Source organism: Bacteroidota bacterium (assembly GCA_013360915.1).
GTDB lineage: Bacteria > Bacteroidota > JABWAT01 > JABWAT01 > JABWAT01 > JABWAT01.
Genome location: JABWAT010000002.1, coordinates 408,225 through 431,614, shown reverse-complemented (window position 1 = coordinate 431,614; position 23,390 = coordinate 408,225). Strand labels below are relative to the sequence as shown.

The 23,390-nt window shown below is 51.3% G+C and carries 18 protein-coding genes and 1 tRNA gene; 4 read left to right on the top strand and 15 right to left on the bottom strand.

Annotated elements, in window-relative coordinates:
• The first annotated feature begins 124 nt into the window (after positions 1-124).
• Positions 125-739 (top strand): SGNH/GDSL hydrolase family protein, encoded by a 615-nt coding sequence (locus tag HUU10_05590; protein NUQ81066.1) that lies wholly within the window; start codon positions 125-127, stop codon positions 737-739.
• Here the strand turns inward: HUU10_05590 and HUU10_05585 are convergent.
• From HUU10_05585 to HUU10_05550, 8 genes are all read right to left on the bottom strand, one after another.
• Entirely contained in the window at positions 719-1,426 is a 708-nt protein-coding gene (locus HUU10_05585) for a hypothetical protein (protein NUQ81065.1), read from the bottom strand. The genes HUU10_05590 and HUU10_05585 overlap by 21 nt on opposite strands.
• 43 nt (positions 1,427-1,469) lie before the next feature.
• Positions 1,470-2,072 (bottom strand): thioredoxin family protein, encoded by a 603-nt coding sequence (locus HUU10_05580; protein ID NUQ81064.1) that lies wholly within the window; start codon positions 2,070-2,072, stop codon positions 1,470-1,472.
• A gap of 12 nt (positions 2,073-2,084) precedes the next feature.
• Positions 2,085-2,843 (bottom strand): hypothetical protein, encoded by a 759-nt coding sequence (locus tag HUU10_05575; protein ID NUQ81063.1) that lies wholly within the window; start codon positions 2,841-2,843, stop codon positions 2,085-2,087.
• A 2-nt stretch (positions 2,844-2,845) separates the two neighbouring features.
• Positions 2,846-3,559 carry a hypothetical protein gene (locus HUU10_05570; GenBank protein NUQ81062.1) on the bottom strand — a complete coding sequence of 238 codons (714 nt, stop codon included), beginning with the start codon at positions 3,557-3,559 and terminating at the stop codon, positions 2,846-2,848.
• Complete coding sequence (locus HUU10_05565; GenBank protein NUQ81061.1) at positions 3,537-5,525, bottom strand: hypothetical protein; 1,989 nt, start codon at positions 5,523-5,525, stop codon at positions 3,537-3,539. The genes HUU10_05570 and HUU10_05565 overlap by 23 nt, the downstream gene beginning before the upstream one ends.
• A complete protein-coding gene (locus tag HUU10_05560; protein ID NUQ81060.1) occupies positions 5,525-7,735 on the bottom strand; it encodes a sigma 54-interacting transcriptional regulator in 2,211 nt (736 codons plus the stop codon). Before HUU10_05560 ends, HUU10_05565 begins: the two co-directional genes overlap by 1 nt.
• A gap of 89 nt (positions 7,736-7,824) precedes the next feature.
• Positions 7,825-10,932 (bottom strand): carboxypeptidase regulatory-like domain-containing protein, encoded by a 3,108-nt coding sequence (locus tag HUU10_05555; GenBank protein ID NUQ81059.1) that lies wholly within the window; start codon positions 10,930-10,932, stop codon positions 7,825-7,827.
• 13 nt (positions 10,933-10,945) lie between these two features.
• Positions 10,946-11,890: a hypothetical protein gene (locus tag HUU10_05550; protein ID NUQ81058.1), complete on the bottom strand. Its 945-nt coding sequence runs from the start codon at positions 11,888-11,890 to the stop codon at positions 10,946-10,948.
• Between the two features lie 12 nt (positions 11,891-11,902).
• Here HUU10_05550 and HUU10_05545 point away from each other — a divergent pair, with 12 nt between their 5' ends.
• Positions 11,903-12,163: a hypothetical protein gene (locus tag HUU10_05545; GenBank protein NUQ81057.1), complete on the top strand. Its 261-nt coding sequence runs from the start codon at positions 11,903-11,905 to the stop codon at positions 12,161-12,163.
• 4 nt (positions 12,164-12,167) lie between these two features.
• Here HUU10_05545 and HUU10_05540 read toward each other — a convergent pair.
• From HUU10_05540 to HUU10_05515, 6 genes are all read right to left on the bottom strand, one after another.
• Positions 12,168-12,240 (bottom strand) — tRNA-Phe (locus HUU10_05540).
• 53 nt (positions 12,241-12,293) lie between these two features.
• Positions 12,294-13,082: an enoyl-CoA hydratase/isomerase family protein gene (locus tag HUU10_05535; protein ID NUQ81056.1), complete on the bottom strand. Its 789-nt coding sequence runs from the start codon at positions 13,080-13,082 to the stop codon at positions 12,294-12,296.
• Between the two features lie 8 nt (positions 13,083-13,090).
• On the bottom strand, positions 13,091-13,411 hold the full coding sequence (locus HUU10_05530) for a hypothetical protein (protein ID NUQ81055.1): 321 nt from the start codon (positions 13,409-13,411) through the stop codon (positions 13,091-13,093).
• On the bottom strand, positions 13,408-14,772 hold the full coding sequence (locus HUU10_05525; GenBank protein ID NUQ81054.1) for a DUF1446 domain-containing protein: 1,365 nt from the start codon (positions 14,770-14,772) through the stop codon (positions 13,408-13,410). Before HUU10_05525 ends, HUU10_05530 begins: the two co-directional genes overlap by 4 nt.
• Positions 14,769-15,257, bottom strand: a complete 489-nt coding sequence (locus tag HUU10_05520) for an NUDIX pyrophosphatase (protein ID NUQ81053.1) — start codon at positions 15,255-15,257, stop codon at positions 14,769-14,771. The genes HUU10_05525 and HUU10_05520 overlap by 4 nt, the downstream gene beginning before the upstream one ends.
• Positions 15,254-16,780: an acyl-CoA carboxylase subunit beta gene (locus HUU10_05515; protein NUQ81052.1), complete on the bottom strand. Its 1,527-nt coding sequence runs from the start codon at positions 16,778-16,780 to the stop codon at positions 15,254-15,256. Before HUU10_05515 ends, HUU10_05520 begins: the two co-directional genes overlap by 4 nt.
• A gap of 400 nt (positions 16,781-17,180) precedes the next feature.
• Between HUU10_05515 and HUU10_05510 the strand changes: the two genes are divergently transcribed.
• On the top strand, positions 17,181-21,647 hold the full coding sequence (locus tag HUU10_05510; protein NUQ81051.1) for a response regulator: 4,467 nt from the start codon (positions 17,181-17,183) through the stop codon (positions 21,645-21,647).
• Here HUU10_05510 and HUU10_05505 read toward each other — a convergent pair.
• Positions 21,638-22,780, bottom strand: coding sequence for an acyl-CoA dehydrogenase family protein (locus tag HUU10_05505; GenBank protein NUQ81050.1), 1,143 nt, complete (start codon positions 22,778-22,780; stop codon positions 21,638-21,640). The genes HUU10_05510 and HUU10_05505 overlap by 10 nt on opposite strands.
• 152 nt (positions 22,781-22,932) lie before the next feature.
• Between HUU10_05505 and HUU10_05500 the strand changes: the two genes are divergently transcribed.
• A complete protein-coding gene (locus tag HUU10_05500; GenBank protein NUQ81049.1) occupies positions 22,933-23,373 on the top strand; it encodes an Rrf2 family transcriptional regulator in 441 nt (146 codons plus the stop codon).
• Positions 23,374-23,390: the final 17 nt, after the last annotated feature.

The window sequence follows — 23,390 nt, the reverse complement described above, 5'->3', positions numbered from 1 at the left end:
GGAATTGTTGCTGATAATTTATCAAACCCCCGAAGGAATGTCAGTGACCCCCATCATCATTAACAGATCTTATGCTCTTTATATCGGTTTATTAATGTTTTTTACCGGTTGCTCTGGTCTGCCGGTGACACCAGAACGGGACACATCAGCCAAAAAAAGCATCAGGCATTTGTTTCTTGGCGATTCATATACCATTGGTCAGGGAGTTGCTGCGGATAAACGGTGGCCTTCGCAACTGACGGACAGTCTGAAGGCACGTGGAGTATCTGTGGAGGCATCACGGGTGATTGCAAAGACGGGCTGGACTGTGGCAGGACTGCTTAATGGAATTCGCGAGGGAAATCCGGATAGCAGCTGGACTCATGTTTCGATACTGATCGGAGTGAACAATCAGTACCAGAGGCGACCGGTGAAGGAATTTCTGATGGGACTGGATACCTTACTCTTACAGGCCAGGCGGTTCACACCAACCGGGACCATCTATCTGCTTACCATTCCGGATTACTCATATACTCCGTTTGCCGGCAGGGATTCCCTGAGAATACGGTCAGAGATTGAGCAGTATAATCGTGAAATCAGACAAGCAGCAGTGGATCGCCAGCTGATTCTGATCGATGTTACGACGGTTTCCAAATCTGCGGGAAAGGACCCTTCTCTGCTGGCCGATGACCGGCTTCATCCTTCCGGAAAACAATACCAGGTATGGGTCGATTCGGTTTTAAAACGGGTCCGGTTCTGAAGGAGGCGGACTGACTTTTTCCTCTTTGACGGGTGATTCTTCCGTTTCGGTTTCAGCGGACTGATCCTTTTCATCTGATTCAGGACTTTCGTCAGTGGTAGCCTGAGCAGGTTGTTCAGGTTCTGCCGTTTCCTGCTGAAGAAGGGTTTTGATTCGTATCAGTGTGACCGGGACCGGAAACGTTTCTTTATCAGAGTCCTTTATCTCGCTGAAGTTCATCTTACCATTCTGCAGAAAATTTTCCTGGAAACCGATCTGGAAGACCCGTTTAAGCTGATTGATGTCTTTCTGGCTATTCGGGTTGATGGGCGGAAACCGGTTGAGCAGCACGCTGACATCGAATCCGAGTAATTCAAGAACTGCATGACTGACCATTTTCTGGTAAGAGAGTGTGGTGGTATCATACGGATCTGCAGACTCTCGCCACTGATCAATCTGGCGCAGGGTTTCGTTTACAATCAGATCGGGATAGGTTTCATACACCCGGTCGAGCCATTTGATGAAGGGCTTGCGGTTCAGATGGGCAGAGTCACCCACAACAGGCATGGGCGCTGAAATGACCATCTGGTAACTCTCCAGAAAGCCCAGATGGTTATTCAGCTGAAGTTTGTATTCAAGTGGGGTTATCTGAGCAGGAGCCGATCCGGCCAGAAAACAAGTGACTAATAAGAACAAGAATGGTTTCATTCCGGTAAATATCAGTCAGAAGCAGATCAGGTTCAATTGCGGCTCAGTATTTGACCGAACAACCGTAGGCTTTGGTTTCCTTTACGGCAACGGGCTTTCCTGCCAGAACAGCGGTCAAAGCATCGCTCACATAGTTGACAGCGCCGGCAATGTCATCGGGATCGGTGCTGGGTTTATCATCGATGGCACCTGCGTACACCAGGGTTCCCTCTGCAGAAATGATAAACATGTGCGGAGTGGTTTTTGCACCGTACCGCTTCCCCACAGTTCCCGTCTCATCAATCAGGTAGGCAGTCGGATTCGATTGGTGAGAGGCCTGGCGTTTCTGAATGTCTTCAATTGAAAAATGTCCCTGTTTTCCGGGAGCCGAGGAACAGATGGCCAGCCACACCACACCCGCTTCGGTCCACTTTTTCTGCAAGGAGGGCATGTTGCCCGACTGGTAGTGTTTTTTTACGAATGGGCAATCATAATTAACCCATTCAAGAACCACTGTTTTTCCTTTAAAATCACTGAGACTGATGGTATCTCCCTTGGTACTGACCAATGTGAAACCCGGGGCTGGTTTATCAATGATTGCTTCCGGGTTACCCGTGTATGCCAGGGAAGTTATCATCAAAAGTATCATGGTCAGGAAGGTTTTCATGCTTTCTCCAGTTTATTCTTGCAACCGATTGATCAATACCCGGCGGCCCATCTGCCCGGCGGATTCTTTCCAGACCACCACCATATAAAAAGTGTCTGGTACCGGAGTAACGGGAGAGAATGGCTGGAAGTTCCAGATGGCTTCCTCTCCTTCTCTTTCTGCAGGATTGGCATGAAGTTCCAGCACGCCTGCATTTTCGGGAAAGATGCGCAGTTCAGCGGTGGGATTCGGAAGTCCTGGAACCCGGATCCCGATTCCGGTTTCTGCCTGCTTCCAGGACCCGTTCAGAAGAGGTAAATTTCCCGGAAAGTCAGGATCGGGGGCATTGGCCAGTTCTGATAACCCCGGCAACGACAGTGTGAAAGAAAACCGGCCCGGAACACACTCCTCTTTGCACACGAGCCAGCGCAGGGAGCCCGTTACGGATGTTGTGATCTGCTGGTCTGAGGGCTTGATATCCTGATAAAACCAAAGCGAATCGGGATAACCGAAGGTGACTTCGGAAGGAGTGACAAACGCTTCGGGTGCAGGAAAATTCAACGATCCGGCCTGCCACCCATCCGGAAGGGTCCATCTGATCGACGGAGGCAATCCCGAGTCGCCCGGATTTTGCCAATAGGTATGCCAGCCCGGATTGGTTTTCAGAACCACATTCACTCGGTAAATCCCGGGTGAATGCTGGGGTGAGGTCAGGAAAATCCGGATGCTTGTTTCCGGACCTGATCCGAGGATGGAAACCTGCAGAAGAATGAACGCAAGCAGGGAGGTCATCGTCAGTTTTTATCGGTCAGTTGTTTCCGGGCCAGATCATTCCACTGCTTCAGTCTGGATGCGATGGATGGTGAACCGGGTTTTTCCATCAGGCGGCGGGATTCCTCGAACAGACTTCCCCACAACTGTTGGGATTCGTAGAGTTTAAACAGTAATTCCACCAGTTCAGGATTGCGATACAAATCGGGAAATTTTACCATTGCCCGTTTCAGTGTAAGCAGTGCAGCATCCTGACGACTGTTTCTTGCAAACCATCTGACCGCTTCCAGCCTTTCGGTACGGAACGGAATTTCAACAGCAGTTGAATCGGTTGGCGATTCTTTTCCGTAGGTCAATCCGGCCACCGAATCGGTCCGTTTCCGGTTGCCGGGTGAGGGCAGCTGACTGGCCTCGATCTGTACCAGTTGGTGCATGAGCTCATTGCGGTCCTTCACCAGCACATCGGCCACCCAGAAATAAGCATTGGCCGGACATTCGAGCGCATTCACTTCGGAAAACACCATCAGACGGGTTGACTGACGCGTCAGAATAAAGGTATTCACCGGAATCCGTTCCTTTTCTGCCAGCGGAGACCAGGTTCCGGTCACCGGGTCGAGAATCATGGCAGAACCCGTTTCCAGTTTCACCCAGGTTTGTTCACCGGATTGGGCGCTGAGACTGGAAGCAATAAAAGTGACCAGAAAAATCCCGGTCTTAAAAATCATAGATCTGAACATGACCTTTTTCCACTCCGTTTCTGATAATAATTTCTTCGTAATACTGCGAAACACCCGACCGGAAGGCGGCCTCGAAACCACCGGGAAGTTCGGTTGTTTCCACCGGTATCCATAAGGTGTACTCTCCCAATGAATTCTGCCGGGTTACTGCCTGCATTTCAGACAGGCCTGTTTCGGCCATGGATCCGGCCGGAATTCCGGTATCAACCAGAAGCAACACATGACCCACTGAACCGGGATTTGCGGTCGGGACCGTCAGGTTTTCGGGTAAGGTCGGCCGTATATCAACCACAGCACAATCATAACCGGCAGCCATCAGGACCGATGCGGTGAACACGACCAGATCTTCACAATCACCCGCCTGGTTTCTGAGTGTTTCAACCGGGTACTGAATGCGGTCACGCACTCCGGGTCCGGTCGGATCGGGCATGTAGGAAAACCAGGACCCTGCCACCGTCAGAAAAGTGGCCAGCTGATCCAGACGCTGTTTCATTCCCTGACCGTTCTGAAGTTTAACTGCGGCCAGATAGGCTTGTCTTGTTTTTTCAAGAATAACCGGATCTGTGGTGGTGGTAAAATCACGAAGGGACCAGGTCTGACCATCCCATAAATGCCGGTCATGGACCGCCACGGGCCAGGAGGCAATGAGTTTTTCCTGTTCATTGGTCACCACTGACACCATCAGTTGGTCCTGCAGGGTGGACTGGTTTCCGGTGCTGTCTGCCAGATAGACATACAATGGAATGCTGGCCGACTGGAATCCCTCGAGTGTTTTCCATCCGGACCGGTACTTCAGAAAGTCGGAATGAGAAGAAATGGAAAGTCTGAAGGTGGCAGGAATGTCGCTGGTGTTGATCAGATCAATCATTCCCACAGGATTAACCGAGTAATATCCCCGTTTTGCACTGTAAAACTCGGTCTGATACAGGTGCGACGAAACCAGGGTCAGTGGAATCGGTTCGGGTGTACCGCTGAGAGATAAACTGAATCCGACACCCACCGACCATTGATCGAAAAGGGGTTCCGGTATGACTGCCTGTCTGGAAAGAAAGGCACCGATGGATTCGGCCGATGGACGACTCTCCTGTCTGGTGGCATGAATCACGCGGACATGCACCGCAGAGCGGCTGGCCACAGGTAGCTTTACATCGAAACGGATCCGGTTCCAGTGATCATGAATGGGTTCGGTTTTCAGGTCAACCGACAAGTCTCCCTTAACCGAAGCGGACCAGAAAACCGGAAATGGGCCCGATGCAGACAAACCAATCAGACCATTTTCCCATGCAGATCCCATCCACCAGGAACCAGTTGCATATGAAAGCCTGAAAAGCGGGTCCGGATGCCGGTCCAACCGGTACCAGGAATTGGTTGGTTCAGAGACCGGTATCCGAATGGAGGAGAGTCCCCCTTCGAGCATCCAATCACCGAAATGATATCCGGCGGATAAAGAACCGGTCAGCCAGGAGGAAAACTGATTTTCAGGATTCCAGTCAATGCTGTAAACCTGGTTCAGCTGAACCACGTCGGGAACCGGCCGGTCCGTGCTGATGGTGAACAATCCTGCCTGAACGTTCACCATCCAATCGGGTTGCCGGTATTCCCAACCCAGCTGAACGGGTTGATTGATGACAATCTCATCGGGACGGACTGCCAGTTCTTCCGGATTGGAAATTCCCACAGAGTCTGGGATACTGATCAGCAGCGGATCGGTATCCACACGAAATGAAAGTTGCCGGTTGATGGCCGCATCGAGTTTCCAGGTGGTGGTGGAGGTCATCCAGTTGCCTGAAAGAACCGAAAACGCGACCGGGCGGCCACCGGCCACAGACCGAATCCCTGGCAGCACTTTCAGAGTCAGACGATAGCGCTCGGGTGAATACGGATCTGAGGACAATGGTGGTTCAGGTTGGGTCCACCCAACTTCCCATCCGATCAGAAACACGAGCATTGCTACCAGAAAACGCATTAAGACACCGACCTCCGGTGATCGATCCACCAGAATAAGTCTTCATGAAACACAGAAGGTAAATTACGGAATTTACCAGAGAGTATCTGCTGATTGGTTTCCCCTTCACGGATTCCTTCATCGACCCGTTCATTGATTCCATCCATGTATTCTTTCACCCGTTCATTCAGCTGAGTCCGGTCAAAGCCATTCTGGTTACCGGCCAGAAGAGCAACCACTTCGTCAGGGGTCCGTGAAGGTCTGGAAAGCCTCAGCACCCATCCTCTGAAAAATTCGGTGACCGTTGTCCGGTGCATTCCCAGATTCACAGCGGCCTCAGACATCATCCGGTGCCGGAAACCGAGCCTTCTGAATTCGGTCAGCAACTGATCGGCACGCTGATCGGGTCTGGAATCGGAGATCAGAAGGGGCAATTCAAAATCTTCAGGAATCAGGAAGGCCCTGTCTTTCAGACGCGCGTTGAAAATCGCCCGGTCGGTGGCGGCCAGCAATTCCCTGACATTTCCTTTCCAGGGATGACGGGCCAGTTCTTTAAGCAAGACATCGGCAAACTTCAGTTCGGGTGCCTTTTGTGCAAGCGTTCCCTTAAAAATGGCAGCAATATCAGCCTGTCGTTCACGAAGCGGAGGTATATTGATGGTCATTCCGTTTAAACGGTAAAACAAGTCTTCCCGGAAAGATCCTTGTGCGACTTTTTCCTGCAGATTCCGGTGGGTTGCTGCCACAATGCGTACCGACACCGGTATAAGTTGTGTTCCGCCCACCCGTTCAATCACCCCTTCCTGAAGCACCCGCAACAGTTTCACCTGAAAGGCCGGACTGGTTTCAGCAATTTCATCGAGGAACAGTGTGCCGCCCGTGGCCAGTTCGAACCGGCCGGCTCTCGATTGGACGGCTCCGGTATAGGCACCTTTTTCGTTTCCAAACAATTCTGATTCCAACAGGTTTTCGTTCAAGGCGCCACAATTAACAGCTATAAACGGGCCTTTGGAACGGTGTGACTTGCGGTGAATGTAACCGGCCATCAGCTCTTTACCGGTTCCCGATTCGCCATAGATGATAACCGGCAGGTCGGCCGTTGCCAGCTGGGCGGCTTTGACCAGAATCCGTTTCAGGGGTGACTGAGCATCCATGAGAAAAGGCTGATCAGGATCAGAATCTGAATCAGCAGGCCCGGAACCCTGATTGGATGCATTTTCATAGAACTGAACCCGGTAACGCAGATCCTCCAGTTCCCTGCTTTCTGCAACCTGTCCGGGATCGGGGCCTGCAACCGGTACCACCGGTGGTTCCTGCCGGGTTTGGTAGATCCTGCCCAGCATCATGACTGAAACAGCGACCGGACTGATCAGGTAGAGATAAAACCAGGCTGGAATAAAATAGGGCTGAAAAAACAGCAGAAGCAGCAGGCCGGCCGGTATCAGGGAGACACCAACTCCCAGCCAGACCCGCCCGCGAAGGTAACCCAACCATGGGGCACCAGCGGCCATCACCATCAGAATAATCAACGCCAATACAGGTATCTGGTGCAGCCACCTTTCTTCCAGAATGGTATTAATGGCTGTTGCATAAACAGCACCGGTGGGTAAAATGTCGTTGGTGACCGGGTGAACCACGTAAGAGGTGATTCCCGGATGGTTCAGATAAATGAAAAAGAGGGTCCCCGTGGGCATTTCTTCTCCGCGGATGATGCTCATTGCATCGACCGGTGGTGTCAGTTCTGCTGCCACCGGGATGGTAACCACAATTTTGCCATCCGGCAGAAAGGTGTGGTCAATGTGGGGAAAAGCGGTCAGCCGGTTCTGGTCGGTAACCAGCCAGTTATCCTCGATGGTAAACTGCTGAGAAAATGGCAGAATGAACGGTCCGTCTCCGGCTATCCACGCCGAATCGGGAGACTGCAGGGTTTGAATGTGACGGTAGCGGTCAATGGTCCATTTCAGGTAGTCATCCGATTCGGGATGTAGCAGGTCGGGTTCGGCAAATGAAAAGTCAAACAGAATATGCACCGGACCGTTGCTGTTAAGACGTGAGATCAGGAGACCATAAAATTTCCGGTCCAACGGCCAGCCGCCCAACTCTTCAACTGCTTCCCGGGTGATTACAACCGGAATAACCGGCTCGATGGCAGTCACCTTTTCATAAACGAAAAAAGCCGGGATAAAAATCCAGGCTGTAACCAACGGGAAAAATCCGAATACGGTTCTCATGATCAACTTTTCACCTATGTTCCCCTGCAATAAAAAAACCGGAGGTCCTGCTAACCCCAGAACCTCCGGTTATGTACCTCACTGACTGCCTATCTGGACAGAATCAGTTTCGATGAAACCACCTGGTTACCGGCACTCAGACGGATGATGTATAATCCGGATGATACCTGCGAACCATTCGAATCCCGGCCATCCCAGCGCAGTACCGATTCACCCGCTGACGGAACAGTCACTGATAAATCGCGCACCTGCTGTCCCAACACATTAAATACAAGTGCTGAAACCAGTCCGGGTTTGCTCAATCTGAAGGAAATGCTGGTTTCAGGATTAAACGGATTCGGATAAACCGACATCAGGGTGATGCCTTCCGGCAATGCGTCCTTTTCATCAACATCGACAGGAGAATTGGTTAATGCAATGATCAGATCTTTTTCGATCGAATTATTGCGGACGGTCACCAATTCTTCTGAACCTGCCGATTCTCCCATTCCTGTCTTTTCAGCCCGGACGGAATAGGTTCCTCCAGGAACACCAGTCAGTTCGTAATGCCCTTTCGCGTTGGTTTTCACGCTCATCATCACTTTTCCTTCCTGATCAACCAGATTCACAATGGCCTCGGTCATCAGTTCGGAGTGTTTGTTTTTCACCTTTCCGAAAATCCGGCCTCCGCGGATATTTTCCAAAGAATCAATTGGCGAATCCAGCCAGTATCCATACGACAATTTGAAATTCACAGAACCGGTGATCTGCTGATTTTTCACTTCAACCGGTGTAGCCTGGCTTCCTGTGTAGACTCCGTCATAAAATTCACCGATGGTTCCTGAACCAAAAGCATATACCAGATATTCACCATCGGCCATGTTCGAAAGTTCATAGGAACCATCCGGATTGGTGACAGCGGTGTAAAAGAACTCCGATTGCGGCCATACCATGACTGTAACGGTGGGTTTGGCGATCACAACAAATGCAGGTGATTTTTCACTGATACCATCCTCGAGTGACACCACGCCGCTGATGGCTCCTTCACCCTTATCCGATTTGGTCAGTTGAGGGTTAATGGTTAGTGTTTCACCGGCGATGATGGTGACAGGTTCAGCCATTCCGAGTGTGAGTCCGTTCGGATAGTACACATGGTCTCCATTGGCATAAACGGTGACCGTGTATTGTCCTTCTCTCAATTGATCGAAGCGGAAGGCCCCGGACTCGTCGGTGGTGGTAAACTGGTTCCAGTTGCCCCAATACCAATCAGCCAGGTTGCTTGAATCCCAATAAGGGGCGATTTCAATATAGGCACCGGCGACCACCGTTCCATCCGCCCATTTCACCACACCATCCAATGAACCAAAAATGGGTTTCGGATTCAGTCCGATATTGATGCCGGTTTTATTTTCACCTGCCGAGAGGGTAACCGGGGTGGCTTCTGTCACGGTTTCAGCATTTTCATACCACCTGACATCCTGAGAGTTGTCACCGTACCAGGCAGCCTGAATCAGGTAAGTCCCGGCAGGTAACGGACTGACTTCATAATTTCCTTCAGCATCCGTCATGGCTGATGCCCAAACCGGATTGTAAGTCATTGAATCCTTCAGGACATCGGTGTCGGTATGCAGCCAGGATGACATTAACCAGATATAGGCATTGGCCAGTGGCAAACCGGACGCTGTGGTGACTTTTCCGCTGACGGAACCCGAGAAATCGGCCAGGTCCACAACAAATTCCAGACCGGTGACCGCGTCTCCATCCTTTACAGAAAGGACGGTTGCCAATTCACGTTCAGTGACACCCGGATACCAGAAGGTTTGCTGATACCAATGATAGGATGACTGGGTTCTGATCAGATAATCATCAGACAGAATCCGGTCAAAGAAGAAGTATCCGTTCGAATCGGTATAGGAATAATACGGAACCCCATAGTGGTCATAAGGTCTTGCAGAAATGGTGCTGTCTTCACCGAATGTGATTGTATTGGGTTGCAGAATAACCATGGTGGATGAGATTGGATCCCCATTTTTGTTGAGCAACCGTCCGCTGACCGATGCAGTCGGGAAATTAACCGTGAAGGTAAAATCAATTCCGGATACCACCTGATTTTCGGCTACCGGAACCGGAGTGGCCTCTTCCATGGTCAGAGCCTGATTATAAAACATGCTATAGTAATAGTAAGGCCACCAATAGGCCGATGCGTATACGATCCAGTCACCAGCATCAATTCCGGAAAGAACATACTGCCCATTTTCATCCGCCATGGTTGCAGAATAGAAATTAACACCGCTTGAATCAGTGGGATCGCCTTCCCTTTTCATGTATCCTTCCACATAGGCATATGGAATGGGTTTACCGAGCTGATCCTTAATGGTTCCCTTGATTTTTGCCCCTTCCTTCATGGCGATATCCAGGTCATTTACCGTTGTATTGGCAAGAACCGGGACGGTGACTGCATCATTCGGATCGGTAACGCCCGGATAGTAGGTGTACAGAAAACCATTGGCCCACACGCTGACCGTGTAGTTGCCCGGAACAAGGTAGGATATTTCATACAATCCATTCTGGTCGGTGCTGGCCCAGCCATACTTGTATCCTGCCGGATCGCTGTAGTCAAAGGCAAAAACCACCGCCCAGGCAATCGGATCGCCGTTGGCCTGATTCGTAACACGGCCCGAGAGAGTGCCCGTCCCGAGATCCAGCCGAACCAATTCGAAATCGATGCCGGAGGTTATGGCCCCATCCGTTACCGGCACGTTGGCCTGGCCGCTTGAATCTGAGCTTGAGCCATAATACTGAGGCACATAATTGCTTGCATAAGCATACACGGTAAACAGACCGGTCTGCAATCCTGATATGAGATAGGTTCCATCGGGTTGCACCGTGCTGAATCCGAAACTGCCAAGAGAGTCGCCATTGACCACATCGTCACCCTTCGACCAGGCCATCACCCATGCACCGGGAATGTCTTCCGGAGTCAGTCCTGAAATGGTCCCCGAGATGCCACCGGAAGCAGCCGTTACAGCCACTTCAGCCCGGGAAGCAGTGGCGCCGGACTTTTCTGCAGCCATTTTCAGCTGGGTCATCTTCATCTTCATCTGATGAGCCCGGATAATATCCTTTTCCGGTCCGGAACCCGTGGCAGCCAAGGCTGGGTCGGATGTCAGACTGCCAAGCAGCCCTGTTATGATCAGACCGAATAAAAACGTTTTCATACGTTCCTCCTGTTTAGTCGTTTTTTAACAAAATCCAGATTGAATGATTGCTGACAAGATGAACGGGTACTTTCAGACTGCTTCCATCCGTTAATCTGAATGTCAGTGGCTTTCCCGATGTCTCCTGAAATCCGAATGCAGTAAGACCAAACCGAAGTTCCCTGCCAGGAAAAACCGATTGGTGTGCATCCCGTGCACGCCTTAGCACGGCTGCCGGAATGGTGATCGATTTTGACCGGCTTGTCGGTCTGATGTTGATATGCATGGATTCGGCCTGTTGCCCGGAACCAACCACCGAGTCGGCAGAGGAAAGTCCGGCCGGGAATAAGTACAAGCCGGAGTATCCCGGCCAGGTATATTGATTCAGTTGAATTGTCAGATCCTGATTGACCGGAATGACGGCCCCATTGGTTACTCCTGAAAGCCGGACCGGCTCTGAAATGGTAATGCTTTCTGTGCCTGAGGATACCAGGTTGGATCCCGAATACTGAATCATCATCGACCCCGTAACCAATGAAGGAATTTTTGGGACCGGAACCTTTGAAAAATAGTAAACCGACTCGATGGTATCCCTCGTTCCACCGGTTGACAGACTGTCGGGAAGGATATAGCGTGAGTAAAAACGATCCAGACGATAAGCATTCACCGTTACCTGACCAAAATCGACATCGCGGATCCGGTAACCCTGTTCAATACCAGTCTTCTGGTATCGCAGTGAAAGCACCAGCTGACGGTTTTCCTTGCCGGTCAGATCCATCGTATGATCTGACGTAATCACCAGGGACTGATTGGCATCAATTTCACTACGGTTATGGTTTTTAGAAGGATCGGTCTGGTCATTCTGCAGCACCAGATTCTGATAGCCGGGATCGCTCCGCTCGATGCCGATGGGGTCCGATTGACAGGCAATCAGGGTGCTCAGGCCCGTGATCAGGATCAGACGGGAGATTGACGGCATTGATTGGTGATAGTGGCCAGTTTGCGTGTTCATGCCCCACCCCATAGAAAAAAGAATGCCAAAGATTCTATCTCATTGAATATCTATATTTTAAACATTTTTATCCACTCAAATTATGTGATGGGAACCGTCACATTACTGCACGGAAAACAAGATCATACAGTAAATTTCAGGGCAAAACCGGGGGAATCTGTGAAAAAAGATATCTCTGAACTCTACACCAGTCTGAGAGGGGTAAAAACAAAAAATCCGGCGGTTGCCGGATTTTTATGAAGTGTGGGCAGAGAGGGAATCGAACCCCCGACACGAGGATTTTCAGTCCTCTGCTCTACCGACTGAGCTATCTGCCCTTTGGGGAGCACAAAAGTACGACAGGCAAATGACCGATGTCAACTGAGTCTGGTTATTTTTCTCGGGAACCAAACTGTGGTTTCCGTTTCTCAAGAAAAGCCCGGATTCCCTCACGGCAGTCATCGGTCCGGCGGCTGGCCACATTGATCTGACAAGCGGCATCAATGGCCGAATCGATGCCGGTTCCGGGTGTCTGCATCAACAGGCGCCTGGTCAGGCGTACAGAATCTGGTGAAACGGCTTCCTCGAACGGTTTCCTTGCCAACTCGAGCCACGGATCCAATTCGTTCTGCCTGACTACTTCCTGGATTAAGCCGATATCGCGGGCAGCTGTTGCTGAAATTTTCTTGCCCGACAGCAGCAGAGGTCGTGACTTCCCTTCTCCGATTTTTCTGACCAGCAGAACAGCGACAATGGCCGGAACGAAACCAATTCTGACCTCAGGATAACCAAAGGATGCTGCTTCATCGGCCACCGAAAAATCACAAACAGAAACCAGACCACACCCGCCAGCCAGCGCATCCCCCTGGATTCTTGCAAAAAATGGTTTCGGAGAATCCAGAATGGTGAGGAATAAATCAGCAATCGCATGTGAATCGGCATAATTTTCCTCATCGGTCTGACCGGAAATCTGTTGCAATTTTTCCAGATCAGCACCTGCACAGAAAACCGGGCCTTTTGCAGCCAGGGTGATGGTCCTGATACCCGGGTTACTGCTGACATCCCGGATGGCAGAGGTCAGTCCGGCAAGGATTTCAGGGCTGAGGGCATTTCGTTTATCCGGACGGTTCAGCCACAGAGTCAGATGACAGCCGTTTATTTCCCTGATGACTTCCTGCACGTTACTCCTCAGCCTTCATGGGTTTCGAACTCCATCTTTAACAGGGCAGCGGCCAGCGTTTTTCCCTGTGCATCCAATTTAAGAGACAGTGTTCCACCACCGCCCAGGGCCCCGTGAAGCAGAAAATTGAGGGCATGAATATTGGGAAGTTCATACCGCATCACCGGTCCGGTTACCATGTTGCCAAAATAGGACTTTACCCGTTCTTCCGTCAGAAATTGCACCAGGAAGGGATAGTCCTCCGGTCTTCTGGCAATGATTCCCACATTCGCGGTATCTCCCTTGTCACCCGACCGTCCATGGGCGATTTCGATCAATCTGCGTTTCATTTAACCACCTCCACATCCACAACCGGTTTCACACTGGTTTTTCTGATCAGGGCTGGCCAGTACGCCACCACTTCGGAAGGCTTCGGCCTGCCACCCGCAAAGCCTGTAACGGCCGGCGGACCGGTCAGAATCAGCGGAGCAATTTCCATTCCGAATCCATTCATTGATTTCAGATCATGCCCGCGAACCGTAACCCGAAGCATGACTTCAGGGTAGTCGTCCACATGACTGGCCAGATGCTGATGACAGGCGTTGGCCCCGATGTATTCGGCGTTATACTGATCAAACCGGAAACCCAAGGCATCGAGTCTGGCTTTCAGTATCTCGCCGGCACGTTTGGCTTTCTCAAAGGCCTCGGGCCAGGTATAAACCAGCGTGGACCCCGAAAACCATCCATCAGAATAAGCAGCAGAGACTTTATAAAATGGGGTGTTCTGTTTTCCTTTAACCCCGGAAACCCTTACCCGGTCTGGTCCGTCATCCGACAATTGAATCGTGGTGAAATCGGCTACCACATCGGGAGTGATATACTGGGTCGGATCTCCGATTTCATACAGCAATTGTTCTTTAACCGTCATCTGAGACACCAGTCCTCCGAGGGACTCATGTTTGGTGATGACCACCGTTCCATCGGGGTACGCTTCCGCAATGGGAAATCCGATTCGTTCCATTCCGGGAACCGATCGCCAATCGCCAAGAAAATTACCCCCGGATGCCTGTGCGCCACATTCCAGAATGTGTCCGGCCACCGTTCCGGCAGCCAGTCTGTCCCAATCATCGGCTTTCCAGCCGAATTCATGAATCATGGGTGCCAGCGTGAGACCGGTATCGGTAGACCGGCCGGTGATGACAATCCGTGCGCCGGCTTTCAGTGCATCCACAATCGGGAATGCCCCGAAATACACATTGGCTGCAAGTAACCGGTCCTTTACCGCAGAAAAGGACTCGCCGGTTTCCATGTTTTTAAGTTCCTCACCCGTACCAGTCAGTTCACCAATGCGATCCAGAATATCATCTCCGTGGACCACGGCCACCGGCAGATTTTTATATCCCGCCTTTCTGATTACCTCTTCAACCGCCTTCCGGCAACCCAACGGATTCACACCGCCTGCATTGGCAATGACGGTGATGTTTTTTTCGACAATATCCGGCAGGATGGATTCAATCACCGATACAAAATCCCGGGCATAGCCCATTGAAGGATCTTTCTGCTTTTGCTTCCTGAGGATCGACATGGTGACTTCAGCCAGGTAATCCATCACCAGATAGTCCACCGGGCCTGAACGCACCTGATCGGCCGGAGCCCGTTGCAAATCTCCCCAGAATCCCTGTCCGGCAGCAATTCGAATGTTTCTTTTCATGGTGTATTCCTGGTTAAATCGATGCGTAAGGTGGAGCTGAATTCACGTGGATTTCTGACAATCCGAACGGCCATGGCCAATCCTTCACGCTGAGCCGGAAACCGCAGCAACTGATGTGCTTCAGAATCGGGCACCCAACGATACTGATCGTGTTCCTTATCCAGACTGACAGGTTGCGCGGCATCAACCTGCATCAGAAAAACCGGAATCACGTTAACCCTGTCGTGTGTCCATTCATAAAACAGGTTAAGGTATGGAACCGACCACATGGCCAGCGGAGACAATCCGGTTTCTTCCCGTGTTTCACGGATGGCCGCCTGCCATGCTGTTTCCTCGCCATTGATTTTCCCCCCCACCATCCGCCAGTTTCCGGGGTACATCACATGAGGAGCCCTGCGGAGAATCAGAAATTCGGGATCCCCTTCTGCGTTATTCCTGAATATAAAACAGTCGACCACGCGGACCTGTAACCGTTCTGGTATCATGTCTGAATGACTCCGGGATTAAAAGTGGGCAGGGGGCCCTGATGGTCCGCCATGGCAATGCCCTCCGAGATCAGCCAGCGGGTATCAGCGGGATCAATGATTCCATCGGTCCACAATCGGGCGGCTGCATAAACCGGGGACAGTTGTTCTTCATACTGTTTGGAAAGATCGGCGAGAAACCGCGCTTTTTCTTCCTCTGAAACCTTGTGGCCATCCCGTTCGGCTGCCTGAATGCGGATCGACAGCAAGGTTTCACTGGCCTGTTTCCCGCCCATGACTGCAATCTGACCGGATGGCCAGGACCAGATCATTCTCGGGTCATAGGCCTTGCCACACATGGCATAATTACCGGCCCCGAAACTGTTGCCGATAATAAAAGTGAATTTTGGCACCACTGAGTTTGCCACGGCGCTTACCAGTTTAGCCCCGTCTTTTATAATACCTCCGTGTTCAGACCGGCTGCCGACCATGAATCCGGTGACATCCTGAAGGAAAACCAGCGGAATGCCCTTCTGATTGCAATTCATAATAAACCGGGAAGCCTTATCAGCTGAGTCTGAGTAAATCACGCCGCCAATCTGCATCTCTCCGGTGCGGGTTTTCACAATGTTTCTCTGATTGGCCACAATGCCAACGGCCCATCCGTCAATCCGGGCATAACCGGTCAGAAGGGTCCGGCCGTAACCGGCTTTGTACTCATCCCATTCACTTCCATCCACCAGCCGGGCGATGATTTCCTTCATGTCATAAGGCTTTGCTCCCGATCCGGGAAGGATGCCATACACCTCAGCCGGATCGAATGCCGGCGCGACCGGATCAACCCGGTCAAAGCCGGTCCGGACGGGTTTTGAAAAGCGGGAAACCAGGTTTCTGATCAACAGGAGGCAATCGTCGTCATTATCCGCCAGATAATCAGTCACGCCCGAAATTTCTGAATGAACCACGGCCCCGCCCAGATTTTCATTGTCAATATCCTCACCGATGGCCGCTTTCACCAGATGTGATCCGGCCAGAAAAACCGATCCGGTTCCGCGCACAATAATGGCTTCATCGCTCATGATCGGAAGGTAGGCGCCCCCGGCCACACACGGACCCATAATTGCTGCAATCTGGGGAATGCCCATGGCACTCATCCGGGCATTGTTCCGGAAAATCCGTCCGAAGTGTTCCTTATCCGGGAAAATTTCATCCTGCATGGGTAAAAAGACACCAGCAGAATCAACCAGGTAAATGATCGGAATCCGGTTTTCCATGGCCAGTTCCTGTGCGCGCAGATTTTTCTTTCCCGACATGGGAAACCAGGCCCCCGCCTTGACGGTTGCATCATTGGCAACCACCACGCAGGGCCGGTTGTGTATACGACCGATCCCCATAACGGTGCCGGCCGACGGAGCTCCTCCATACTCGGCATACATGCCTTCGGCGGCCCAAAGACCCACTTCCAGAAACCGGGTCCCGGGGTCGATCAGCCGGGCTATGCGGTCACGTGCCGTCAGTTTTCCCTTGTCCCGATGACGGGCCATGGCTTTTTCACCGCCTCCCAACCGGATTCTGGCTTCACGTTCTGCCAGTTGTCCGATTTGCTGACGGTATTGATCCGACCGGGCAGTATATGCCGGATCCTTGCGGAGTTCGGTTCCGATACGGGTCACGGTTCTCCCTGATTTTTTCTGTTCGGTGCTGAAAAAAAACCGGTTCGGATCCCATACGGAATTGGAACCGGTTTCAACAAAATGGTATTGCGATTTCTGTTTTAATAATCGTCATTCATGCCATGTTTTTCAACTGAAACCGTATTTCCTGTGGTCTTTTCACGGGATGACAGAAGGGAACGGTGCAAGCCAAATGACGGAGAGCAGGTTTCACAGATGAAAAAAAGTAAGCAGGCCCTTTTCCTGTCATCGGGAAGTTGTATATTTATCCATGACCTGTAACAGGAGTGTCTGTCCGATTTTCTTTCTGGCCGCAGCATTCTTCCTGCTGACTGCCGGATTTCCCTATCCGGATCCTTCCAGACCATTGAACAGTTACCTGATCGAGTCCTGGAAAGTCGAAAACGGCCTTCCCCAAAACACCGTCAAATCCATCGTCCAGACTCAGGACACGTATCTGTGGCTTTCCACTCATGAAGGACTGGTGCGGTTTAATGGGGTTGATTTCACAGTTTTCGACTCTCATTCCGATGCCGGAATCCTGTCCGATTCCTTCCATCCGCTGCTCGTCGATCAGCAAGGAGCTGTGTGGGCCGGAACCAATGGCGCCGGTGTGTACCGGCTTCAGAATGGAAAACTGACCCACCTCTCTGAAAGGGAAGGTCTTCCCTTTTCCTTCATCCGTCATCTTGCGCAAACTCCCGATGGTTCACTCTGGATAGGAACCCTTGGAGGCGGTCTGGCCATCCGGTCTTCGGATCAGATACGGACCATCGACACCCGCCATGGACTGGCCTCCAACCTGGTATATCATATCACTCCTATGAAGGATGGAACCGTCTGGGCAGGAACGTCGGCGGGAATTACCGTGATCCGGGATGGCCAGGTGATTGATCATCCGGTTTCGCGTGCAACCAGGGGTCTTTTTGTCAATGATATGCTTCCGAGAAAAGATGGATCGGTCTGGATTGCCACTTCCACCGGAATTCTGATTCACCACCCGGAAAAAACCCGGTGGCTGGGTGTTAAAGACGGACTGAACAATCAGTCAGTGACTGTTCTTTTTGAAGACCTCACCGGTGCCGTCTGGATTGGTGGTCCTTCGGGGGTCAACCGTTACTACCTGGGAAAGATGGAATCCCTGACCAGAAAAAACGGGCTTTCTCACGACAATATCTGGTGCTTTTTTCAGGATCATGAAGGAAATCTGTGGATCGGCACCACCAACGGATTGAACCGCCTGAGTTCCAGACGGTTTTCGGGATTGACCGAATCGACCGGACTGACCAATGACTTTATCCGGTCGGTATTTGAAGACAGCAGGGGTGATGTCTGGATCGGAACCGATGGCGGAGGTGTGAACCGGGTTACCAAAAATGGAATCGAAGTCCTGAACCGGAAATCCGGACTGGCCGATGACCGGGTTTTTTCCTTCACTGAAGATTCTGAAGGAGCCATCTGGATTGGAACAGGAGGTGGCGTTTCCAGGTACCATCGCGGCAGACTGAACACCTGGGGACGCGAAAGCATACCGGGATCAGGGGTGGTTATGGCCATTGCCGAAGGTCCCGGTGCAGCCATGTATTTCGGAACCGCCGGTAACGGATTGCTGAAATTAACCGGAAAAACCTTCACCCCCATCGAACTGAACCGGCCCACCGTCACCAATTTCATCCGGACCCTTTTGCTGGATTCCGCCGGAACTTTCTGGGTTGGAACCAATGGGAACGGGCTGTTTATCCTCAATGGTGACCAATTGCAACCTGCTCATCTGCCGGGATTTGATTCCACATCGGTTGTTTATTCCTTATATCAGGATTCATCAGGAATTATCTGGGCAGGTACGAACAACGGGATAGCAAGACTAAGTGGTGGCAAAGCCAGAATGATGTCTGAGCATGAAGGCCTCATGGATAATCTCGTTTTACAAATTATTGATGATGGCGCCGGTTATTTCTGGTTAACTACCAATAAAGGTCCCTACCGGGTCAAAATCAGCCAATTAAATGAGGTCGCTGATGGATTGATAGAAAAAGTGGACTACCGGCGGTTCGATAAGTCGGATGGTCTCCGGTCCATGCAATGCAACGGTGGTTCCTCGCCGGCAGGGATCAGACGGTCAAATGGCGACATCTGGATTCCAACTTCGGAAGGTGTGGTCATTGCCAATCTGGCCGACCTGCAAACTGTTTTTCCGCTTCCCGTTGTGACCATCGAAGAAGTCCTGATTGATGGAATACCTGTTTCCATTCAATCTCCCCTCGAACTGGTACCGGGTTGGAACCGGATGGAAATACGGTACATTGGAATCAATTACCACGCCCCCGAAAAGGTCACTTACCGTTATTTTCTGGATGGATTTGACCGGGATTGGCTGGATGCCGGTAACCGGAATTCCACCTGGTTCACCAACCTTCCGGCCGGTGAATATGTCTTCAGGGTAACCGCTGCCAACCCCGATGGCATTCTGAATCCGGTCGGAGCCAGTCTCCATATTGTGATTTCACCCCGGTTTTATGAAACCTCCTGGTTCAATTTCCTGATCGTTTCGTTTCTGGTCGGCATTCTGTACTTCCTCTATAAAAGACGAATCCGCCGGATAAAGGCCAATGAAAAACGTCTTCGCCAGATTGTGAAGGAACAAACGGCCTGGCTCGAGGTGGAAAAGGAACAGGCCGAACGTGCCCGGCGGGAAGCCGAGTATCAGCGTGAGGTTGCTGAACAATCCTCGCGGATTATTGAAGCACAAAATCAGAAAATCATTGAAATTGATAAGGCCAAATCCGCCTTTTTCTCAAACATCTCCCACGAATTCAGGACTCCTCTGACCCTCACCATCGGTCCGCTTGAACATGCAATGAACGACGGCTACGGACCAGTCCCGGCGGCCCTGAAGGAACAGATGGAAATGATGCTCAGAAACAGCCGTCGTTTATTGCGTCTGATCAATCAACTGCTCGATGTGGCCAGGATGGACAGCGGAAAAACGGTTCTTCAGGCTTCGGAAGGCAATCTGAATACGTTTCTTCGTGAACTGATCTCGGCCTTTCAGCCATATGCGGCACGGAAATCCATTCATCTTGAGTTTCTTTCCGATACCGACCCGGTGATGCTTTGGTTTGACCGCGATAAGCTCGATAAAGTGTTCTACAACCTCCTTTCCAATGCCTTCAAATTCACTCCTGACGGTGGTTCCATTATTATTCAGGTCAAAGCGCAAAACGCCTCTGATCGGGGGGACATCGAAGTGTTGGTTTCTGATACCGGAGTGGGAATTCCGGCAGCCGACCTGCCCTATATTTTCGAACGGTTCCGGCAATCGGGTTCTGTGAGTGTGGTTGGAACCGCCGGGTCAGGCATCGGGCTCTCAATGGTCAGGGATTACATTGAACTCCATGGCGGATCGGTTGAAGTAGCCAGCCAACCAGGATCTGGTACCTCCTTCCGGCTGTTTCTCAAATCCGGTCGCGATCATCTCGGCGATGAACAGATCGTGAAAGAAACCATGAACGTCACCGACCGGATGGCTGCTGAAACCCTCAAACTGGAACTTTCTGAACTGGAAGAAACAACCGGTTCCGTACGGGAAAAGACCGAAACGCAGTCGACAACCCGTTCGGCTGTATTGGTGGTGGATGACAATCGGGATATCAGGAACTATATAAGGGATATTCTGCAGGATCATTACGACATCATGGAAGCTTCCAATGGTCGTGAAGGCCTGTCGCAAATGGCTGTCAGAAAACCTGCTTTGGTGATTTCGGATGTGATGATGCCCGAAATGAATGGCTATGACCTGACCCGGACTATCAAATCGGATCCGCAGACCAGTGCCATTCCTGTGATTCTTCTGACCGCAAAAGCCACCGGCGATATGAAAGTGGAAGGTCTGGAATCGGGCGCCAATGACTACATGTATAAACCCTTTTATGCCAAGGAACTGCTGGCACGGGTCAGAAACCTGATCCTGTTGTATGAACAGGAACAGGAGGTCAAACGGATCAATGATACACTGACCCAAACCAATGAGGACCTTCGGGAAGCCAATAACTTAAAAACCGAGCTTCTGAATATTGCCGCCCATGATCTGAAAAATCCATTGCAGGCCATCATCGGAAACGCAGATCTTCTCACTTCCCAACCCGGATTTGACGAAAAAACCCTCCGGAAAATTGACCAGATCCGGCAGGCGGCCAACCGGATGCTTCATCAGGTGAATGAAATTCTGGTCTCTGCCACCATCGAGTCGGGAAAGTTGGAACTGAACAAGGTGAGAACCGATTTGTCGGCTGCCATCGGATCGGTCATCAGCAGCAATCAGATGCTGGCCCAAAAGAAAAACCAGACCATCGTCTGGACCCCGTGCAACAACCTTTGGCTGGGTGCAGATGAGATACGCTTACGTGAAATCGTGGAAAACCTCATTGGAAACGCCATTAAATACTCACCGGGCGGCGCCAATATCTGGGTCTCAGCAGGCAAAACGGGACAGGAAGTGTGGTTCAGTGTCAGGGATGAAGGTCCCGGACTTTCTGCCAGTGATATGTCCCTGCTGTTTCATAAATTCCAGCGGTTAACACCCAAACCAACCGGAGGAGAAACATCGACCGGTTTGGGACTTTCTATCGTTAAACGACTGGTTGAACTGCATGGTGGACGGGTTACCGTTGAATCGGCTGAAGGATCCGGATCGGAATTCAGTGTTTATTTCCCATCCTGGCCCTCCGTTCAGGCGTGATCCAGGATCTGCCTGGCAATGACCATCCGCTGGATCTCACTGGTTCCCTCCCCGATGGTACATAATTTCACATCCCGGTAAAATTTCTCCACCGGAAAGTCCTTCACATAGCCGTAGCCGCCAAAAACCTGAACCGCCTCATTGGCCACATCCACAGCTGTTTCCGATGCAAAGAGTTTGCACATGGCCGACTCCAGTGTGGTGGGTTTTCCCTGATCCTTCAGGGAGGCAGCCTGGAAAGTGAGAAGTTTGGAAGCTTCAATGGAGGTTTTCATATCGGCCAGCTTGAATTGAATGGCCTGAAACTCCCGGATGAGTTTTCCGAATGCCTTCCGCTGATTCACATAGGCTTTACAGGCTTCATAGGCACCTTCGGCCATCCCGATCGACAGGGCCGCAATGGAGATCCGTCCGCCATCGAGGATTTTCATGGCCTGACTGAATCCTTCACCTTCTGCCCCGAGACGATTGGCAACCGGTACCCGAACCTGATTGAAGATCAGTTCGCCGGTTTCGGAAGCACGCAGCCCCAGTTTGTTTTCTTTCTTTCCGGCCGAAAAACCTTCCATGCCCTTCTCAAGGACCAGCGCGGTCACTCCTTTGGTTCCCTTCGATGGATCGGTGTTGACCAGCACCACCGCAATATCTCCGCTGTGTGAATGGGTAATGAACTGTTTCGAGCCGTTCACCACGTACACATCACCTTCACGGATGGCCGTGGTTTTCAATCCGCCCGCATCGGATCCGCTGTGCGGTTCGGTCAGTCCCCAGGCTCCGATTTTCTTTCCGGATGCCAGTTGAGGAATCCACCGTTTCCGCTGTTCCTCCGTTCCAAACTGATAAATGTGATTGGTGCATAGTGAATTGTGTGCGGCGATGGAAATACCCACCGAGCCGTCGGTTTTGGAAAGTTCAATGACAGCCGTGACATATTCTGCATAGCCCATTCCGGCGCCGCCAAGCGATTCCGGAAAAATGATACCGGTAATGCCCAAGTCTCCCAATTCATGAAAAACGGCCTTCGGGAACGTCTGATGTTCATCCCAGTCATTCATATAGGGTTTGATTTTCCGGTTGGCGAAATCGGCAAGGGATTGCTGAATCATGGTCATCGATTCAGTGGGCTGAAACATGGTGATCTCCGGTTTTGGTTTTGGTCTCTGCAGGCTGTAACTGGTCGGATATCTGCACCTGCAGGGAGTATTGGTCTGATCTGCGATTATCAAAAATACATCACACCCGTTGATAACAATACCCGGCTTGATTATGTTCGGAGGTAACGCCTATGATGTCGAAGAAAACCAAATATGCCCTAAAAGCCCTGACGGCCCTCGCCAGAGTCTATCCGCAGGGAAAACTGACCATTCAGGCCATCGCCGATCAGGAACGGATTCCGAAAAAATTCCTCGAACAGATTCTGCTCGAACTCAAACGCCAGCGGTTAGTCAGCAGTCTGCAAGGCAGCCGGGGTGGATATTACCTGCTTAAACAACCGGATGACATCACCCTGGCGCAGGTGTACCGCATTTTTGATGGCGCCATTGCGCTGGTTCCCTGTGTCTCGGTTAACTTTTACGAACCATGTGCCGATTGTTCCGATGAAAAATCCTGTCACTTGCGGCGGGAACTGGCCTGGGTACGCGATCAGGCCGATGGAATCATGTCACAGGTAACCCTCAGCAATCTTCTTCAACCCGGCGATACCCACTGGTCCCCGGTTATCTGATTCATTCCGCCGACCCA